The sequence below is a fragment of the Pseudonocardia sp. ICBG1293 genome (assembly GCF_020131355.1).
Taxonomy (GTDB): Bacteria; Actinomycetota; Actinomycetes; order Mycobacteriales; family Pseudonocardiaceae; genus Pseudonocardia.
The window spans coordinates 191200-208419 of record NZ_JAHLEL010000047.1 but is presented as its reverse complement, the minus strand read 5'-3'; the positions used below and the strand labels follow the sequence as shown (position 1 = coordinate 208419).

Here is a 17220-nt window from a genome sequence, read left to right as displayed (position 1 = left end):
GGCCTCCCGTTCGTGCCGCCGCGACACACCTTTGTCTTGACATAGTCGTTGCGGCCCCGGATAGTTGCCGGCCGAGCGTACTAGCGCGCTCTAGTTCCCCGTCGGTGGCGCTCACCGGCGTGTATCGAGGACCGGGAGAGACACCGTGGCCACCCCCTCCAGGATCACCGTCGGATCGGCACCGGACTCGTGGGGCGTGTGGTTCCCGTCCGACCCCGAGCAGACCACCGCGGACCGTTTCCTGCGCGAGGTGTCCGGCGCCGGGTACGACTGGATCGAGCTCGGCCCCTACGGCTTCCTGCCCACCGACCCGTCCGAGCTGGCCGACGCGCTGACCACCCACGGGCTGCGCGTCTCCGCCGGGACCGTGTTCGAGCACCTGCACCGGCCGGACTCCTGGGAGGACGTCTGGAAGCAGGTCACCGACGTCGCCGCGCTGACCTGCGCGGTCGGCGGCGAGCACATCATCGTCATCCCCGAGCCGTGGCGCGACCACAGGACCGGTGGCGTGCTGGAGAGCGCGGAGCTGACCGCCGAGCAGTGGCGCGCGCTCACCACCGGCATGGACGAGCTGGGCCGGCGCATCCTCGACGAGTACGGCCTGCACGTGCAGTTCCACAGCCACGCCGACTCCCACGTCGGGTACCAGCGCGACATCGAGCGGTTCCTCGCCGACACCGACCCCCGGTACGTGAACCTCTGCCTCGACACCGGGCACGTGTCCTACTACCGCGGCGACAACGTCGACCTGATCCGCCGTCACCCCGAGCGGATCGGCTACCTGCACCTCAAGCAGGTCGACCCGGCGGTGCTCGACCAGGTCGAGGCCGAGGACCTCACCTTCCCCGAGGCCGTGCGCCGCGGCGTCATGTGCGAGCCCCCGCGTGGCGTACCCGCGATGGAGCCGCTGCTCGACGCCGTCGCCGAGCTCGGTCGCGACATCCACGCGATCGTCGAGCAGGACATGTACCCCTGTCCGCCGGACGCCCCGCTGCCCATCGCCCGGCGCACCCACACCTACCTCGCCGGCTGCGGGAACCGCGCCGTCGAGATCGGCACCCCGCGGGTCTGAGCCGGCCGGCTCGACCCCGCCCGCACCGAGCAAGGAGGCTCACCATGTCCGAGCTGCGCGTCGCCGTGATCGGCGTCGGCACGATGGGCGCGTTCCACGTGGACTCGCTCGCCCACCGCGTCCGGGGTGCCCGGGTCACCGTCGTCGCCGATGCCGACGCCGACCGCGCCGGCGAGGTCGCCGCGGCGGTCGGCGCCCGGGTCGAGGCGGACCCGCTCGCCGCCGTCGCGGCGGACGACGTCGACGCGGTCGTTCTCGCCAGCCCCGGGTTCGCCCACGAGAAGCAGGTGCTCGCCTGCCTGGAGGCCGGAAGGCCGGTGCTCTGTGAGAAGCCGCTGACGATGGACGAGCCGAGCGCGCTCGCCGTCGTCCGCGCCGAGGCCGCGACCGGCCGCCGGCTGGTCCAGGTCGGGTTCATGCGCCGGTTCGACCGCGAGTACGCCGCGCTGCGGGAGCTGGTGGTCTCCGGTGAGATCGGCGAGGCGCTGATGCTGCACTGCGTGCACCGCAACCCGGCAGTGCCCGAGCACTTCACCTCGGTGTTCGCGATGGCCGACTCGGTGGTGCACGAGGTCGACTGCACCCGTTTCCTGCTGGGCGAGGAGATCACCGCGGTCACCGTGCTGACCCCCCGCGCGAGCTCGGCCTCGCCCGCGGGCAACGCCGACCCGATGCTGGTGCTGTTCGAGACCGCGTCCGGCCGGCTGGTCGACGTCGAGTCGTTCGTCCGCACCGGCGTCGCCTACGAGGTCCGCACCGAGCTCGTCGCCGAGCGTGGCCAGGCCACCATCGGGCTGGACCAGAACCTCGTCCTGCGTTCCGCGGGACGCTGGGGCGGGTCCATCGCGCCGGACTTCGTCGTCCGCTTCGGGCAGGCCTACGACTCCCAGATGCAGGCGTTCGTCGATGCCGCCGCGCAGGGCACGGTGACCGGCCCCGGGGCCTGGGACGGCTATGCCGCCGTCGCCGTCTGCGCCGCCGGTGTCGAGGCCGTCACCACCGGTCGCCGCGTCGAGGTGCGGCTGGGGGAGCGGCCGTGAAGCTCGCGCTCGACCCCCAGATGTTCTACGCGACCCACTCGGTGCTGGAGCTGCCCGACGTGGTCGCGCGGATGGGCTACTCCTGGATGGAGCTCTCGCCCAAGGACGACTTCGTCCCGTTCTTCCGGCACCCGCGGGCCGACGACGCCACCGTCGCGGCGCTGCGCAAGCGGGCCGACGACGCCGGGGTCGGGATCGCCTCGGTGCTGCCGGTGCTGCGCTGGTCCGGGCCCGGTGAGGACGAGCGGCAGGCCGCGGTCCGGGCCTGGAAACGGGCCATCCGGATGACCGTCGACCTCGGCGTGGACGTCATGAACTCGGAGTTCAACGGCCGCCCGGAGTCCCCGGAGCACGCGGAGAGCCAGTTCCTGCGCTCGTTCGAGGAGCTCGCCCCGCTCTTCGAGCGCGAGGGCGTGACGCTGGTGCTCGAGCCGCACCCGGACGACTTCGTCGAGGACGGCCACGCCGCGGTGAACCTGGTCCGCGGGCTCAACGCGGACTGGGTGAGGTTCCTGTACTGCACGCCGCACACCTTCCACCAGGGCAACGACCCGGCGGGCATCATCGGCTCGGCGGGGGACCGGCTCGCCCACGTCCATCTCGCCGACACCCTGGACCACACGGCGTCGAACGGGCTGCGCTACATCGTCAACCCGCCCGGCTCGACCGTCCGCGTGCACCAGCACGCCGAGATCGGTCGCGGCGAGGTCGACTTCGACGCGGTGTTCGCCGCGCTGGCCGGGTCCGGGTTCGACGGAGTGCTGTCCAGCTGCGTGTTCGGCTGGGAGGACGACGCCGCGCAGATCAGCGTGCGGCAGCGCGAGACGATCGCCGCGCTGGTCGAGAAGCACTTCGGTGCCGATCACCGCCCGGCCACCCGGTAGCGCTCACCCGGCCCGGCCGGGGGTGAGCCCGTGCTCCAGCGGCAGCCCCCGGTCGGCGACGACGTCCTTCATCACCAGCGTCGAGGACAGCCGCTGCACCCCCGGCAGGGTGGTGAGCCGCTCGTCGTAGAGCCGCTGGAAGGCGGGCAGATCCCGGGTGATGATGCGCAGCAGGTAGTCCGGGTCCCCGAACAGCCGCTGGGCGGCGACGACCTGCTCGATGGCGTCGACGGCCGACTCGAACGCCTGCACGGTGTCCCGCACGGCCTCGTGCATGGTCACGAACACCAGCGCGTCGAACCCCAGGCCGAGCCGCTGCGCGTCGAGATGGGCGCGGTAGCCCGCGATCGCCCCCGAGGTCTCCAGGGCCCGCAGCCTCCGGTGGCACGGGGACACCGACAGCCGTACCCGGGCGGCGAGCTCGGTGACCGAGAGTCGACCGTCGGCCTGCAGCTCGGCAAGAATCTTCCGATCGATGGCGTCCACGGGAGATAATCTTGCACGACGGGCACCCGGCTGCGGGAACATCGGGAACACCTGTCGGGGCGCCCTGCCTAGCGTCGGGGTATGCCGATCGGAAGCGTGCTGGGGTTCTCCGGCCTGTCCCTGCTGCTGGTGCTGACCCCGGGTGCCGACTGGGCGTACATGATCCGCGCGGGGGTGCGCGGGCGGACCGTGCTGCCGTCGCTGGCGGGGCTGCTCGCCGGTCACCTGGCGCTCGCCGTGCTGGTGGCGGCCGGGGTCGCCGCGGTCGTCGCACGGCGTCCGGAGGTGCTCACCGTGCTCACCGCCGTCGGTGCCGGCTACCTGCTGCTGCTCGGCACGGTGACGCTGCTCCGCCCGGCCGCCCCCGCCGCCCCGTCCGTGGACGCCGGCGGGTCCGGACTCGGTGACCTGGTCCGCGGGGCCGGCGTCAGCGGGCTCAACCCGAAGGCGTTGCTGCTGTTCCTGGCCCTGCTCCCGCAGTTCACCGACGCGGGGGCCCCGGTGCCGGTCGGCGGGCAGATCCTGCTGCTCGGGCTCGTCCACCTGCTGGCCTGCGCGCTGGTCTACACCGGTGTGGGTGTCGGCGCGCGGGTCGTCCTGGCTGCGCGCCCCGCGGCGGGACGCATCGTGTCGCGGGTCGCCGGCGGCGTGATGACGGCTCTCGGAGCCGGTCTGCTGGCGTCCCAGCTGATTACGGTGTAACTGTGTAATCATCCGAGCAGGAGGTGCGCGATGACAGGACGAGGACGCGGACGGGGCGGCTGGCAGCAGGCCGACCTCCCCCCGGCCGAGGACGCCGCGGCGTGGTTCACCGGCCGGCTGCCCGACGGGTGGTTCACCGGGGCGCCCGAGGTGACCGTCGACCGGGACGAGATCGTCGTGGTGGGGGAGCTGCCCCCGCTGGGCGGCGACCACCCCGACACCGACGCCGGGCGGGCGGACACCGCGGCCGCCGAGGCCGGGCGGATCGCGCGGTTCCGTGAGGAGACCCGGGACCGGCGGATCGACATCGCCCGCCAGGCCGAGAGCCGCTACCGGCGCAAGGTCGCCTGGGGCGCCCGGATCGGCGGGACCCGCGAGCTGTTCACGACGATCTCGGTGCCGGTGATGACCCGGCTGCGCCAGCCCGAGCGGGCGGTGCTCGACACCCTCGTCGACGCCGGCGTGGCCCGGTCCCGGTCCGACGCGCTGGCCTGGTCGGTGCGCCTGGTCGGCCGGCACGCCGACGAGTGGCTCAGCGAGCTGCGCGCGGCGATGGGCCGGGTGGAGGAGCTGCGCGCCCGGGGGCCGGAGTGACCCGGGGCTGAGACGGCCGGCCGCGCCGCTCACCCGGACGTCGCGGACGACGCCGCCGTCCGCCGCAGCGGTACGGCCGTCCGTCCGACGGACCGGACCGGTCGCGTGTGACCGGGGTGTCGCCGGGAAACAGCACGGGCATGTCGATCCTCGCGTTCGCACACCGGGCCCCGGCCCGCCGTGCGCGGCCGGGCCGGGTGTCGGACCTGTGCTACTCGTGCATGCGTCCGGTGCAGTTCTGCGCCTGCCCGCCCCGCGCCACCCGCTGAGACCCGGCCGGTCTCACCCGACCCGCAGCACGTCACGCCGCGGGTCGAACCGCACTGCGCCCGCCGCGTGCAGCTCCCGCAGCCACCCGGCCATCGGCCACCACCCCCAGCGGCGGTGGAACAGCCGGGCGTTGGCGACGATCTCGGCGACCCGGGCCGGATCGGTCCGGGCCGGCCGGTGGTGCTGGTGGTACGCGTGCGCGCCGCCCACCCACACCAGGTCCAGCCCGCAGGACAGCGCGAAGTCGGTGTCCTCGCCGCCGTACCCGGCGTAGTCCTCGCAGAACCCGCCGCCGGCCCGCCACGCCTCGGCGGTGACCGCGAAGGACAGCGACCAGAACAGCTCCCGGCGCGGCTCGGGGAGCAGCGCACCGTCGGCCGGGGACGGGCGTGCCGGGTGCGGGTCGGTGTGCCGGTGCAGGTCCCGCTCGGGCAGCACCCCCTCCGGCAGGTAGGTGACGGGTCCGGACAGCAGCGCGTCCGGACGGCGGGCGGCGGCACGCAGGTAGCCGTCGACGAGGCCGCCCCCGGGCAGGCAGTCGACGTCGAGGAAGACCAGCAGCGTCGCGCCGTCCTCGAGCGCGGCCGCCGCCCCCGCGTTGCGCGCCGCGGCGAGGGGCAGCGGGCCCGGCGCGGGCACCGTGAGGACCCGGGTCGGAGGCCCCGTGCCGCCGGTCGCGGGCCGCTCACCCATCCCGACCACGACGTGGTCGACCGGGGGTCCCGCGGCGAGCACCCGGCGCTGGCGGGCGAGATGGTCGGCGCGGCCGCGGACCACGGTCAGCACGGCGACCCGGGTGCCGGGCGGCCTCACGCGGCGATCCCGTCGAGGACCGCGGCGGCGCGTTCCGCCGCCCGACCGTCGGACCAGCGCGACCAGCCCGCGCCGCCACGGGCCAGCGCCTCGTCGAGCACCCCGGGCCACTCGGCCGGGGCCGGCCAGCGGTCGCGGACCGTGGCGAGCCCGGCCGCCCGCAGCACCGCGCCGGTGGCGGCCTGTTCGCCGTGGGGCCGCTCCGCCGGGAGGATCACGGCGGCCCGGCGCGCGGCGGCGATCTCGGCGACGACGTTCTGCCCGGCGTGCCCGACGACCACGTCGGCGTCCTGCAGGGCGGTCCACACCTCGCCCGTCCAGCCCGCGTGGGTGAGGTTGGGCGGGCTGTCGACCGGCGTGCCGGTGAGGCCGCCGGCGACCCGCCACGTCCACTCCGGGGTGGCGCCCGCCGCGGCGGCGAGCGCGCGGGGGTCGGCGCCGCCGTCGCCGCTGCCGGTCAGGACCAGCACCCGCCGCCGGCCGGGGGGAGCGCCGGCGGTGCGGCCGTCGTAGCGGGACAGCCCGCCCAGGTGCACGGTGCGGGCGGCCAGCTCCGGGCGCGCGGGCCGCGGCGGGTCGGCGGGCCACGGCGCGAGCAGGACCTCGGCCAGGTCGTAGGCGGTGCGGTGCGGGCGGTCCAGCCGTTCGCCGGGCTGCGCGACGACGGCGACCGGGATCCCGTGCAGCCGCGCGAGCAGGGCGATCTCCACCGACACGTCGGCGACGAGCAGCCGGGCCGGGCCCGCGGCGAGCAGCGCGGAGACCGCGGCCGTGCGGGTGCGCAGCCCGTCATGTCGGCGGGGGACCCAGTGCAGCGTCCCGCCCGCGGTCACGTCGACCGGCTCGGTGCCGTCGCCGCCCGGGCCGGTGCCACCGGTGTCGAGCGGCAGCTCGTGCCAGCTGCCGGGCCAGCCGGGGGGAGCGGGCCTGCTGCCCACCCCGACCACCGGGGTGCGGCAGTGCGCGGCGATCGCGGCGGCCCGGTGGGCGTGCCCGCTGCCGTGGTGGTGGACGTAGTAGACGATCGTGCCGCGCGTGGCGTCGCCGTCGGTCATGCCGCGGCCAGCGCCCGGTACAGCCGCTCGTAGCCGTCGATCATCACCTCGGCCGAGCAGGTCGCCTCGGCGTGCCGGCGGGCGTCGGTGCGGGAGAGCAGCGACGCCGCGCGGATCGCGTCGGCCAGCCCCTCGACGTCGCCGGGCTCGGCCAGCACGCCGCTGCGCGGGTCGACGATCTCGGGCAGCGCGCCCCGGGCGAACCCGGCGATCGGAGTGCCGCAGGCCAGGGCCTCGGCGACCACCAGACCGTAGGGCTCGTCCCAGCACGGGGACACCACCGCGACGGTCGCGTCCCCGACCAGGCGGGCCAGTGCCCGGTGGTCGAGGTGACCGACGTAGTCGACGCCGTCGCCGAGCAGCGGGGCGACGCAGGAGTCGAAGAACGCCCGGTCCGGGCACGGCCCCGCCAGCCGCAACCCGGTGCCGGCCAGCCGTGCCGCGCGGATGGCCTCCACCGGGCCCTTCTCCGGCACGACCCGGCCCGACCACACCGGGGTCCCACCGCCGGGCCCGTACTCCCAGGCCGCGGTGTCGACACCGTTGCGGACCACCGTCGCCCGGGCACCGGTGGGTGCCCATGCCCGGGCGGTGTGCGCGCTGACCGCGGCGAACCGCAGCCGCCGCGGGTCGCCGAGCCGCACGGCGGACTCCATCCACGGTGTCGGCGGCGTGTGCAGCGTCGTCAGGACCGGCGCGTCCAGGGTGTCGGCCAGCGCGAGGGGCAGGTAGTGCAGCGAGTTGTTGTGCACCACGTCGTAGCGGCCGCGCTCGCGCGAGAGCGCCAGCAGCAGCTCCAGGTAGGAGTGGTGCTCGGCCAGGAACCACTCCGGCGGCATCCCCACGTCGCTGCGGGCGGCCCGCGAGATCGGCGGCAGCACCGCCATCTCCCGCACCCGCAGACCGGGGTCCGAACCGGGCGCGCCGAACACGGTCACCTCGTGCCCGCGGCGACGCAGCCGGGACGCGAGCCCGGCGGTGTGCGCCTCGAGCCCCCCGGGGAACGGTTCACGGATCGGATAGCGGGCCGAGGCGATGAGCGCGATCCGGGCGGTCACAGGGGCAGGGCGGGTGAGGTCATGGGTCGATACGCTCCGAGGCTCGTGGGGCGGAACCGTGCGAGCTGGCGGCTGAACCCGGACGTCCACCGATCATGCGGTGCGCCGCGGAACCCCACAACTCGACCATGGTCGGGGGACCGGCCGCGGACCGGTCGCAGCCCGAGCAACTGCAGGGTCCGGGCGTGCCGGGCCAGTCCGGCGTCCACCCATCCGGGGTGGCTCGCGTACCAGGCGCGCTGCGCGGCGGCGATCTCCTGCTCACCGATCGCCCGGTCGCCGACGCACCAGTGCGGGCGCGGCGCCACGTCCAGACCCAGGGCGTCGACGACGTCCGCGCGCAGTGGTGCCCGGATCCCCCCGAGGAGGGTGCGTCCGGGGTCACACACGGCCCCCGCCATCCCGGCGGCGTCGAGGATCCGGCGGGCGAGCAGCATCAGCACGCCGTTGCCGGGGTGGTTGAGCGTGTGCGCCGCCGCCGCGCCGAAGCCCGCGATCGCGTCGGACACCCCGGTGTCGGTGTCGCGGGCCTCCCGCCGGGCGAGCTCGGCGACGCCGAGCCTGCCCACCTCGCGCAGTGCCTCCGGACCCGGCGGCGGCCCCGGCTCGCGGCCGGCGGCGGCCGCGAGGGCCCGCAGGTCGTGGTAGGGCACACCGGGCGGGACGGCGGCCGGGTCGGACGGGTGGCGCACGATCGCCGACCACGGGTGCAGCGCGGGGTGGCGGATCACCGGCCAGCGCACGACCACCGCCCCCGGCGCCAGCCCGTCGGCGATCTGCGCGGTGCCCAGCGGCAGCTCGCGGTAGCCGTCGCGGACCGGCTGGGACGCCAGCAGCCGGGTCCGGGGCAGCAGCCGGCGCAGGTGGGGCAGGTCGTCGGCGGTGAGCTCGTGCACCGGCGGGATGCGCACCGGGGTGACCGGCAGGTGCTCGGCGGTGGCGAGCAGCACCCGGATCGACTCGGCCTGGCAGTTGCCCCACACCAGCGCGAGCGGGCCCGGCGGTGGTGCCTCGAGGCCGTAGAGGACGCCGTAGTGACGGCGGCGCGGATCGGTCACCCGGTCATCGTGGCCCGCGTGGTTGATCCGCGCCCGGACGGGCATCCCGGTGCATCCGAGGAGAGGAGCCGTCGCGTGCGCGTGGCGTCCGTGCCCACCGCCCATCCCTACGTGGCATCGCTGCACCACCCCGAGGTGGTCCGGCTCCCGGACCCGCCGGTCCCGGGTGCGCCGCAGGGGGTGTGGTGGCCCTCACCCTGGCTCGACGCCGACCACCTGCGTGCCCATGCCGCGGACGTCGACCTGCTGCACGTGCACTTCGGCTTCGACGACCGCACCCCCGACCAGCTGCGCGCGCTCGTCGCGGCGCTGGCGGACACCGGGATCCCGCTGGTGCTGACCGTGCACGACCTGCGCAACCCGCACCACGCCGACCCGGCCCCGCACACCGCGGCCCTCGACGTGCTGGTGCCGGCCGCGGCGGGGCTGGTCACCCTGACCCGCGGGGCCGCCGCGCGGATCCGGGAGCGGTGGGGACGGGACGCGCTGGTGCTGGGACACCCCGCCGTCGTCGGGCCGGAGTGGCTGGGCAGGCCCCGGCCCCTCGTACGGCGGGCGACGGGTTCGTCGTCGGCCTGCACGCCAAGAGCCACCGCACCAACGCCGACCCGGTCGGGGTGGCCCGCGCGCTCGCCGCGACCGCCCCGCGCGGGGTCCGGATCCGGGTCGACGCGCACGACGACGACCGGGGTCGCGCGGTCGCGCACGCCCTGCGCGACGAGCCGCGTCTCGACCTGCGGGTGCACCCCCCCGTTCGACGACGACGCCTTCCACGGCTACCTGCAGGAGCTCGACCTGTCCGTGCTCCCCTACCGGTGGGGGACCCATTCCGGCTGGCTGGAGGCCTGCCACGACCTCGGCACGACCGCGCTGGTCCCCGACGTCGGGCACTTCCGCGAGCAGGCTCCCTGCCTGACCTACGCCCTGGCCGGCGACGGTCCCGACCGTGCCTCGCTCGCGGCGGCGGTCGCCCTGGCGCACCGGACCCGGCCGGTCTGGCGGGCCGACCCCGCCGACCGGCGCCGGCGCCGCGCCGAGGTCGCCGACGCCCACGCCCGCGAGTACCGGCGCGTCCTGGCCGGGGTGCCGGCATGACCGTCACCGTGCGGGTCGTCGCGCCCGGGGCGTCCGGGCACGGCGTGGTCCGGCACGCCGCGGCCGTCGCCGCCGCGGTCGCGGCCGACGGCATCGTCCCGGTCGGGTCCGGGAACGCCGACCTGACCCACGCCCAGTTCACCGACTCGCTGTGGGGCGCGGGGGTCGCCGCGGCCGCCGACGCGTTCGTCGAGCAGGCGCAGGTCCTGCCGCGGCCGCTGGTCGTGACCCTGCACGACCTGCCCGGTGCCGACCCCGACCCGGCCCGCGACGTGCGCCGGTCCGCCGGGTACCGGCGCGTGGTCGCCGTCGCCGACGCCGTCGTGGTGTCCGCGGGGCACGAGGCGGACAAGGCCCGCGCGCTCGGCGCGGCCGACCCGGTGACCGTGCCGCTGCCGTTGCCGGTGGTGGTGCCCGCGGGACAGGCGCCGGCCTGGGCCGGCCGGCCCACACTCGGAGTGCTCGGGTTCGTCTACCCCGGCAAGGGCCACGAGGCCGCGATCGACGCGGCGGCGGCCCACCCCGACCGGCCCGCGGTCGTCGCGGCGGGGGCGGTGTCCGACGGGCACGACGACCTCGCCCGGTCCCTCGCCGGGCACGCCCGCTCGCGCGGGGTGGAGTGGATCCCCACCGGGCACCTGGAACCGGCCGGGCTGGCCGCGGCGGCCGCGGCCGTCACCGTCCCGATGGTGCCGAGCCGCACCGTCAGTGCCAGCGGCTCGTTGCTGGCCTGGCTGGCGCACGGCCGGTACCCGGTGGTCGCGGGGGGTGCCTACGCCCGTGAGGTCGAGGCGGGTGCCCCGGGCGCGGTGGCCCGCTACGACGACGACGCCCGCCGCGACGCCCTCGTCGCGGACGCACTGGCCCGGCCCGCCGCGACCCGGGGCCCGGTACCGGACTGGCCGGACGCCGGTGCCGGGCACGCCGCGCTCTACCGGCGGGTGCTCGACCGGTGAGCGTGCCGGGGAACCGCTGGGACCTGCTGACGCCGCACACCGGGCCGCCGCCGACGGTGGGGGTGGTGGTGTGCCACTACCGCCAGCCCGCGCAGCTGGCCCGCACGATGGCCGCGCTGCACGCGCAGACGCGTCCGCCGGTGGCGGTGGTCGTCGCCGACGACGGCTCCCCGGAGCCACCCGATCCCGCCGGGCTCGCCGGCCCGGTCCCGGTGCGGGTGGTCACCCAGCAGGACCGCGGGTTCCGCGCCGCCGCCGCCCGCAACCGCGGCGCCGCACAGGTCGACGGCGAGGTCCTGGTGTTCCTCGACGCCGACACCGTCCCCGGGCCCGGGTTCCTCGCCGCGCTCACCGCGCGGATCGCGAGCTGCCCGGACGTGCTGGCCGTCGGGCGACGCCGGCACGCCGACCTGTCCGGGTGCGCCCCCGGACAGGACCCGGCCGCCGCACCGCCGCTGCCCGACCCGGCCTGGCTCGCCGACGGCTACCGCCGTACCCGGGACCTGCTCGAGGCCTCCGGCACCGACTGGCAGCTCGTCATCAGCGCCGTGCTGGCGCTGCACCGCAGCCTGTTCGACGATCTCGGCGGCTTCGACGAGCGCTACGTCGGGTACGGCGGCGAGGACTGGGACCTGGCCTACCGGGCCTGGAACAACGGTGCGCTGCTGGTCCACGAGCCGGACGCGGTGGCCTGGCACGACGGCCCCGACTGGGGTGGACGCCCGGAGGACCACGACGCCGTCGGCGGCGGCAAGGACGGCGAGCGCATCCGGATCGCCGCGCTCGTTCCCGACCCGGGCGTGCGCGGCGCGCCGCTGCCCGGCGCCGTGCCCGACGTGCTCGCCACCGTCGGGGACGACGCCCGCGGCTGGGAGCTGGTCACGATCGTCGACGCGGTGCTGAACCAGACCCATCGCGACGTCCGGGTGCAGCTGCCCGGCGGCGACCCGCGGCTCGAGGAGCTCTACCGCGGGGTCGCCGACACCGGTCCGTGGAGTGTCGACCGGCTCCGCCGCGCCCGGGCCCGGCTGCACGTCCGGGCACCGTTGCCGCCCGACGCGCTGGCCCGCGCGATGGACCTGCTCACCGGCCACGACCTCGGCCGCGTCGAGATCGCCGGGCCGGACGGCCGGACCCTCGCCGCGCTCGTCTCCACCCGGGCGGCGGGCCGCGCGCGGCGTCGGCGGGTCGACGACCGTGTGGCCCAGTACCGCGAGGGAGTCGCGACGTTGCGGGCCGGGACGCCGTGAGCCCGGTGCCGTAGACCTACCGAGGACCGGCCGGCCCGGATGGCCCTAACCTCGCCGCCATGACCGCACCTGCTGTCTCCCCGGTCCGCGGGGCCCGCCGCGCCATGATCGTCGCGGTGGTCGCCTCGTTGCTCGTCGCCTCGCTCTGCGGGATCGTCGCCCTGCTCGGTGGTGGCTTCGGTGACCTGCAGGCGCGGATCGTCGCCACCACCCTGGTCGTCGCCGCGTTCGGCACGTCCGCGCTCTGCCACCTCGCGGTCGTCACCCGCGCGGTGCGGGCGCTGGGGTTCGCCGGACTCGCGGCGAGCGTGGTCGCCGCGGCGTCGGCGCTGTGGCTGGTCTGGGCCGACGGCGAGCTGTTCGAGGGAGCCGGCGACGGCTCGGTGCTCAAGACCCTGCTGGTGGCGACGATCGTCGCGATCAGCCTGGCGCACGCGAACCTGCTCCTGCTGCTCGCCGGGCGTCGCGCGACCGTGGTCCGCGTGGGACTGGCGACGACACTGGGCGCGATCGCGGTCGTCGCGACGATGCTGGCACTGCCGGTGCTGACCGACGGCGCCGTCGGGGACAGCGAGTGGTACTGGCGCTGGTTCGGCGTCGCGGGGATCGTCGACGCCCTGGGCACCATCGCGCTGCCCGTGCTGGCCCTGGTGCTGCGGGGCCGCCGGCGGACCGGACCCACACCCTCCGCTGTGCCACCGACCGGCTCCGCCGTGCCACCGACCGGCTCCGCCGTGCCACCGACCGGCTCCGCGTCGGCCGACCAGGACCCCGCGGGGACCGCCGCCCCGGCCCGGGCCGCGTCGCCCTCCGAGCCCGCACCGGCTGGGGCCACGGCGCCCTCCGGCGTGCCCGGCGAGGTGCCCGGTGCCGGTGCCGGTGCCGGTACCGCAGCCGGTGGCGCCGACGCGGAGGCGACGCCGGTCCGCATCGTGCTCGACCTGCCGGCCGACCTCGTCGTGCACCTCGACGCGGCGGCCGGGGGAGAGGCCCGTGACACCACGGCCCTGCGCGTTCTGCGGAACGCCCTCACCGCGCGCTGAGCCCCGCCCGCATCGGCGTTCGGGCGTGACCGCGCCGCCGAACCGCCCACCCACGCGCTCCCGGAGTGGAACGTGCACGACGCGGACGCCGACGCCGATGCTGACGAGCCGCGAGCCCGGTGTCGGGCCCCGTCCGGTCGAGCCCCGCCCCGCTGGCACCGGGGGACGTCCGGCCCGGCCGGCCGCCGAGTCGGCCCCGGGGGGCGACCCGATGCGTCAGCTGCGCGTGTTGCCGTCGGTGGTGTCGTCCCCGTCGGCCCGGTCCAGCCGTGCCCGACGCTCCTGCTCGCGGCGGCTGTACGCGGCCTGGCGGACCGCGCCGTCGTCGGCGAACCCGGAGCCCAGCGCGCCCGCGACGGTGCCCATCGACGTCGACAACCAGGCGATCATGATCCAGTCGTCCGGGCCGGACTCGCGCATGAGCGTCGACGAGAGGTAGTCCGGCGGGATCACCAGGAAGGCCGCGACCAGCGCCAGCACGAACAGCAGCGCGAACATCGCCAGCACCCCGCAGGCGACCGTGATCACCGTCGACAGGTTCGACAGCAGCATCTCCTCGCGCAGCGACCGGTGCCGACGTGACTCCCACAGCCCGTTGTCGAGGATCAGCCACGCGGTCATCCCGACCAGGGCGATCAGCATGACGGTCACCTGCCGGGCGGTCCCGAGCGCGGTCGCCAGCTCCCAGATGTTGGAGTAGAAGATCCCGAACGCCGCTCCGGCCGCCGCCGCGGCGATCGCGGGGGACAGGCTCGGTACCAGCCGCCACGGCCGGTTGGCCCGGACCAGCCCGGCCAGCAGCCGGACCCGGCCGCGCAGTCCGGTCAGGGCCAGCCGGACGTCGACGTCGTCCTCCACCCCGCTGCTGCCGGCATCGGCATCGTCCCCGGCATCGACATCGGCGTCGACATCGACATCGGCGTCGTCCTCGGCGTCCCGGCCCGGGGCGCCGTGGTCCGTGCCTCCGTCGGCACGCCGCCGGGTCCGGTCCGGGTCGGCCGGGTCGTGCGGGCCGCCCCGGACCGGCTCGTCGTCGGTCCCCTGTCGCGGGTCCGGGTCGATCCGGGTCAGCGGCCGCGCATGACCGTCGTCCGGTGCCGTTCCACCCCGGGCACTCGATCGGTCGGCGTCGGGCGCCAGATGCGCGGCCACGAGCCGTACCACCGTGTCGCGGCACCGTCGGTACTGGTTGAGCGCACCGAGAGCGGGCAGGGACACCAGCCCCACCCGGTGCGCGGTCCCCCCGTCGGCGACGACCGGGTCCGCCCCGGAGCGGCGCGGCAGGTCGGTGAGCAGCACGACCACGTCGGCGCCGTCCCGCTCGCGTACCCGGTCGCCGATCTCGAGTGCGGGCAGGGCTCCGCGCTCGTCCAGGACGATGGGCTCGTCGGCGATGCGCACCTCCCAGCGGGTGTCGTCGCGCTTGCCGAGGGCGTCGGGCAGATCGCGGACCAGCCGGTGGGCGAGCTCGGTCGGCAGCCCGGGATCGGCGACGAGGTCGAGCACGGTGGTCGAGGTCGACGGTGCATCGGTCACGGCGCGCGAGGCTAGTGCCTCCCGTCCGTGGTCGGGCGGTGGACGGCCGACGGCGGGTCGGCCGACGAGGACCGGTCGGGCGGCGGGTCGGCCGCGGGGGACAGGTGGGTGGTGGGCCGGCCCACGGACGACGGCCGGAGGAAACAACCGCTCGGAAGACGGCGATGACGACGACGCGATCCCGCCGACCGCAGGCCGGGAGGAGGCCGGGCGGAGGCCGGTGTGACAACGGTGCCGACCCGGGTGGCGGTGACCGCCCGACAGCTGTCGGTGTGTCGGTGTCGTGGCGGTCGTGGCGGGTGCCGACCCTGCGGACGTCGCCGGTCTGCGGGGCGGTGGGTCGCCGCTGCGTTCCGCGGAACGTGTCCGTCGCCGCCTCCGTCGCCGTTGGGAGGGTCGTGTGCCCCCGGGCGGGGGCGACCCGCCGGGGCGGGATGGGCGCCGGTCGGCGGCGTCAGGCAGCGGCCGCCGGAACGGTCCCCGGCGGCAGCAGGGCGTCGAGGACGGGGCCGGGGTCGAGGCGGTCGCCGTACCAGTCGGGGGTCAGGGTCGTGCGATCGATGCGGAGCCGGGCCCGGGTGTTGATCTCCAGGAGCGTCTCCGCGCTGCCGTCGAGCGGGGCGCCGGTGGGGCGGACGACGGTGCCGTCGGGGCGGTGGAAGGTCCACGTCCCTCCGGGCGGGCGGCGGATCGCGTAGCCGTGGTCGTGCACCAGCCGGTGGTGGAAGCTGCAGAGCAGTACGAGGTTGTCGACGTCGGTGGGTCCACCGTGCAGCCAGTGTCGGACGTGGTGGGCGTGCAGGTGACGGGTGTGCGCGCATCCGGGGAACCGGCAGCCCGGTCTGCCCTCGGCGGCGCCCGCGGCACTCAGCGCGGCGATCTGGGCCGGTCCTGCGAGGCGCCGCGACCGCCCCAGGTACAGGCGGTTCGCCACACGGTCGGTGAGCAGGACACGGGCGCGCGCGTCGCAGGCCAGGCGCTCGGCGGTCGGGGCGGGGATCTCGGGGCCGCCGTCGAGGCGGGCGGTACCGGTGGCGGTGTCGACGACGACGGTGACCTGCGTGCGGGGACGGGACACGACCGGCCCGTCGGTGTCGTCGCCGCTCCGGCCGACCAGCTGCAGCAGGGCGTCGGCACGCCGAGCGGCGAGTGTGTCGACGACCGCTCCGGGGGCGTGCTCGGCGGCCTCGCGGGCGCGCTCGTGGGCACCGGTCCCCGGGTCGGGTTCGCGGGGTGGCTGCGCGGCCGAGGGCGCCACGGCGACGACCTGCGACTCGATCGCCGCGATCAGGGCTGCGCCGTCCCCGGGCGTGAGCCGGGCGCGCAGGACGAGTGACCCGTCGCTGTCGTGGTACCAGCTCACCCCACGCCGGGCCGCGGTGTCCGAGGGAGGGACGAGCCGGCGGCGGGCGGCGCGGACGACGGTCTCCACGTGGCTCGCGGTGCCCGTCAGCGCCAGGTCGAGGAGGACCTGGTCCGCCGAGGGAGGCTCCGCGGTCGGCGACGGGACGTCCGTGTCGGGAGTGGATACCCCGGCCGGGTCGCCGGCGGTCGGTCGACCGTCGGCGGTGGCGGTGGCGGTGGGGGCCTCGCCGGACCCACCGGCGGGGGTCGGACGCACCGGGAAGGCGGGTTCCTCGTCGGAGCCGTGCGCCCGGGGGCCCGCGGTCGTCGTCGGCTCCGTCGCGCGGCCATCTCGGAGTGCGGTGCGTGTGCCGTCGTCGCCGGTCGTGGTGCCCTCGCCGGAGCCGGAGCCGGAGCCGGAGCCGGAGCCGGAGAGCGGGGGCGAGGTGGGGCCGGTCGGTGGTGCGGCTGCGGTCCTGAGCCGGGTGATAACGGAGTCCTCGGCTCCGGCGAGGCGGGTGATGGCGCGGACCTTGGAGTACGAGATCCGGCCGGCGGCGAAGGCTTCGGCGATCCGGGGCAGCCGGACCAGTGCGTGCGCGACACGCAGGTGCTCGGTCGCGGTGCGCAGGCTCATCCCGGCCTGCCAGGTGAGCCAGTGGGCGCAGGAGCGGACACCGACACCGCACCAGCCGCCGCGGTCGTCGAACTCGGCGAGCAGGCGCAGGAAGCGGCACTCGGCCGCCGCGATGTGACCGGCGAGGCCGAGCAGCTCGGATTCCAGCTCGTCGAGGCTGAGCGGGGCGTCGGCGGCGGTGGCGCTGGGCGGGTCGATGATCGGGTCCACGGCTCACTCCTGGGTCGAACACATGTTCGTCCCAGTGTTGCCGAGGGGGCCGACAGTTCCGGCCGATCCGCGACGGTCCGAGGTGACGGGACCCGTTCCGCGGAACGCGCGGTCCGG

Annotated in this window: 17 protein-coding genes; 10 read left to right on the top strand and 7 right to left on the bottom strand. The window is 76.4% G+C overall.

What is annotated here, in order from left to right:
- The first annotated feature begins 145 nt into the window (after window positions 1-145).
- The 3 genes from KPF47_RS24265 to KPF47_RS24255 are packed head-to-tail and all read left to right on the top strand — an operon-like array spanning window position 146 to window position 2996.
- Window positions 146-1072, top strand: coding sequence for a sugar phosphate isomerase/epimerase (locus KPF47_RS24265; protein ID WP_224391110.1), 927 nt, complete (start codon window positions 146-148; stop codon window positions 1070-1072).
- Window positions 1073-1116: 44 nt separating this feature from the next.
- Entirely contained in the window at window positions 1117-2112 is a 996-nt protein-coding gene (locus KPF47_RS24260; RefSeq protein ID WP_224391109.1) for a Gfo/Idh/MocA family protein, read from the top strand.
- Complete coding sequence (locus KPF47_RS24255) at window positions 2109-2996, top strand: sugar phosphate isomerase/epimerase (protein WP_224391108.1); 888 nt, start codon at window positions 2109-2111, stop codon at window positions 2994-2996. Before KPF47_RS24260 ends, KPF47_RS24255 begins: the two co-directional genes overlap by 4 nt.
- A 3-nt stretch (window positions 2997-2999) precedes the next feature.
- Here the strand turns inward: KPF47_RS24255 and KPF47_RS24250 are convergent, their stop codons facing one another.
- Entirely contained in the window at window positions 3000-3482 is a 483-nt protein-coding gene (locus tag KPF47_RS24250; RefSeq protein WP_224391107.1) for an Lrp/AsnC family transcriptional regulator, read from the bottom strand.
- An 81-nt stretch (window positions 3483-3563) separates the two neighbouring features.
- Here KPF47_RS24250 and KPF47_RS24245 point away from each other — a divergent pair, with 81 nt between their 5' ends.
- The 3 genes from KPF47_RS24245 (at window position 3564) to KPF47_RS39100 (ending at window position 5047) form a co-directional block, all read left to right on the top strand.
- Complete coding sequence (locus KPF47_RS24245; RefSeq protein ID WP_224391106.1) at window positions 3564-4184, top strand: LysE family translocator; 621 nt, start codon at window positions 3564-3566, stop codon at window positions 4182-4184.
- 30 nt (window positions 4185-4214) lie between these two features.
- Complete coding sequence (locus KPF47_RS24240) at window positions 4215-4778, top strand: hypothetical protein (RefSeq protein ID WP_224391105.1); 564 nt, start codon at window positions 4215-4217, stop codon at window positions 4776-4778.
- A gap of 140 nt (window positions 4779-4918) precedes the next feature.
- Entirely contained in the window at window positions 4919-5047 is a 129-nt protein-coding gene (locus tag KPF47_RS39100; protein ID WP_255660358.1) for a hypothetical protein, read from the top strand.
- A 13-nt stretch (window positions 5048-5060) separates the two neighbouring features.
- Here KPF47_RS39100 and KPF47_RS24235 read toward each other — a convergent pair whose 3' ends face one another.
- Genes KPF47_RS24235 through KPF47_RS24220 form a run of 4 tightly spaced genes read right to left on the bottom strand, consistent with a single transcriptional unit; the run spans window position 5061 to window position 9032 of the window.
- Window positions 5061-5861: a glycosyltransferase family 2 protein gene (locus tag KPF47_RS24235; RefSeq protein WP_224391104.1), complete on the bottom strand. Its 801-nt coding sequence runs from the start codon at window positions 5859-5861 to the stop codon at window positions 5061-5063.
- The gene (locus KPF47_RS24230; RefSeq protein ID WP_224391103.1) at window positions 5858-6916 is read right to left on the bottom strand and encodes a glycosyltransferase; all 1059 of its coding nucleotides are present in this window, start codon (window positions 6914-6916) and stop codon (window positions 5858-5860) included. The genes KPF47_RS24235 and KPF47_RS24230 overlap by 4 nt, the downstream gene beginning before the upstream one ends.
- The gene (locus KPF47_RS24225; protein WP_224391102.1) at window positions 6913-7974 is read right to left on the bottom strand and encodes a glycosyltransferase; all 1062 of its coding nucleotides are present in this window, start codon (window positions 7972-7974) and stop codon (window positions 6913-6915) included. The genes KPF47_RS24230 and KPF47_RS24225 overlap by 4 nt, the downstream gene beginning before the upstream one ends.
- On the bottom strand, window positions 7971-9032 hold the full coding sequence (locus KPF47_RS24220) for a WcbI family polysaccharide biosynthesis putative acetyltransferase (RefSeq protein ID WP_224391101.1): 1062 nt from the start codon (window positions 9030-9032) through the stop codon (window positions 7971-7973). Before KPF47_RS24220 ends, KPF47_RS24225 begins: the two co-directional genes overlap by 4 nt.
- A 75-nt stretch (window positions 9033-9107) precedes the next feature.
- Between KPF47_RS24220 and KPF47_RS24215 the strand changes: the two genes are divergently transcribed.
- From KPF47_RS24215 to KPF47_RS24200, 4 genes are read left to right on the top strand one after another with little or no spacing between them, the layout of a single operon-like run.
- Entirely contained in the window at window positions 9108-10127 is a 1020-nt protein-coding gene (locus KPF47_RS24215; RefSeq protein WP_224391100.1) for a glycosyltransferase, read from the top strand.
- Window positions 10124-11083 (top strand): hypothetical protein, encoded by a 960-nt coding sequence (locus KPF47_RS24210; protein ID WP_224391099.1) that lies wholly within the window; start codon window positions 10124-10126, stop codon window positions 11081-11083. The genes KPF47_RS24215 and KPF47_RS24210 overlap by 4 nt, the downstream gene beginning before the upstream one ends.
- On the top strand, window positions 11080-12333 hold the full coding sequence (locus tag KPF47_RS24205) for a glycosyltransferase family 2 protein (protein ID WP_224391098.1): 1254 nt from the start codon (window positions 11080-11082) through the stop codon (window positions 12331-12333). Before KPF47_RS24210 ends, KPF47_RS24205 begins: the two co-directional genes overlap by 4 nt.
- 59 nt (window positions 12334-12392) lie before the next feature.
- A complete protein-coding gene (locus KPF47_RS24200) occupies window positions 12393-13376 on the top strand; it encodes a hypothetical protein (protein WP_224391097.1) in 984 nt (327 codons plus the stop codon).
- Between the two features lie 216 nt (window positions 13377-13592).
- On the opposite strand, the gene KPF47_RS24195 is transcribed toward KPF47_RS24200, so the two are convergent.
- Both KPF47_RS24195 and KPF47_RS24190 read right to left on the bottom strand, forming a co-directional pair.
- A complete protein-coding gene (locus KPF47_RS24195; protein ID WP_224391096.1) occupies window positions 13593-14912 on the bottom strand; it encodes an ABC transporter permease in 1320 nt (439 codons plus the stop codon).
- 454 nt (window positions 14913-15366) lie between these two features.
- Window positions 15367-17103: a DUF222 domain-containing protein gene (locus tag KPF47_RS24190; RefSeq protein WP_224391095.1), complete on the bottom strand. Its 1737-nt coding sequence runs from the start codon at window positions 17101-17103 to the stop codon at window positions 15367-15369.
- Window positions 17104-17220: the final 117 nt, after the last annotated feature.

Excerpts from the sequence above, each read along its gene's own strand:
- KPF47_RS39100 (WP_255660358.1), top strand. The coding sequence starts at position 4,919 with ATGTCGATCCTCGCGTTCGCACACCGGGCCCCGGCCCGCCGTGCGCGG.
- KPF47_RS24200 (WP_224391097.1), top strand. The coding sequence starts at position 12,393 with ATGACCGCACCTGCTGTCTCCCCGGTCCGCGGGGCCCGCCGCGCCATG.
- KPF47_RS24260 (WP_224391109.1), top strand. The coding sequence starts at position 1,117 with ATGTCCGAGCTGCGCGTCGCCGTGATCGGCGTCGGCACGATGGGCGCG.
- KPF47_RS24240 (WP_224391105.1), top strand. The coding sequence starts at position 4,215 with ATGACAGGACGAGGACGCGGACGGGGCGGCTGGCAGCAGGCCGACCTC.
- KPF47_RS24230 (WP_224391103.1), bottom strand. The coding sequence starts at position 6,916 with ATGACCGACGGCGACGCCACGCGCGGCACGATCGTCTACTACGTCCAC.
- KPF47_RS24210 (WP_224391099.1), top strand. The coding sequence starts at position 10,124 with ATGACCGTCACCGTGCGGGTCGTCGCGCCCGGGGCGTCCGGGCACGGC.
- KPF47_RS24245 (WP_224391106.1), top strand. The coding sequence starts at position 3,564 with ATGCCGATCGGAAGCGTGCTGGGGTTCTCCGGCCTGTCCCTGCTGCTG.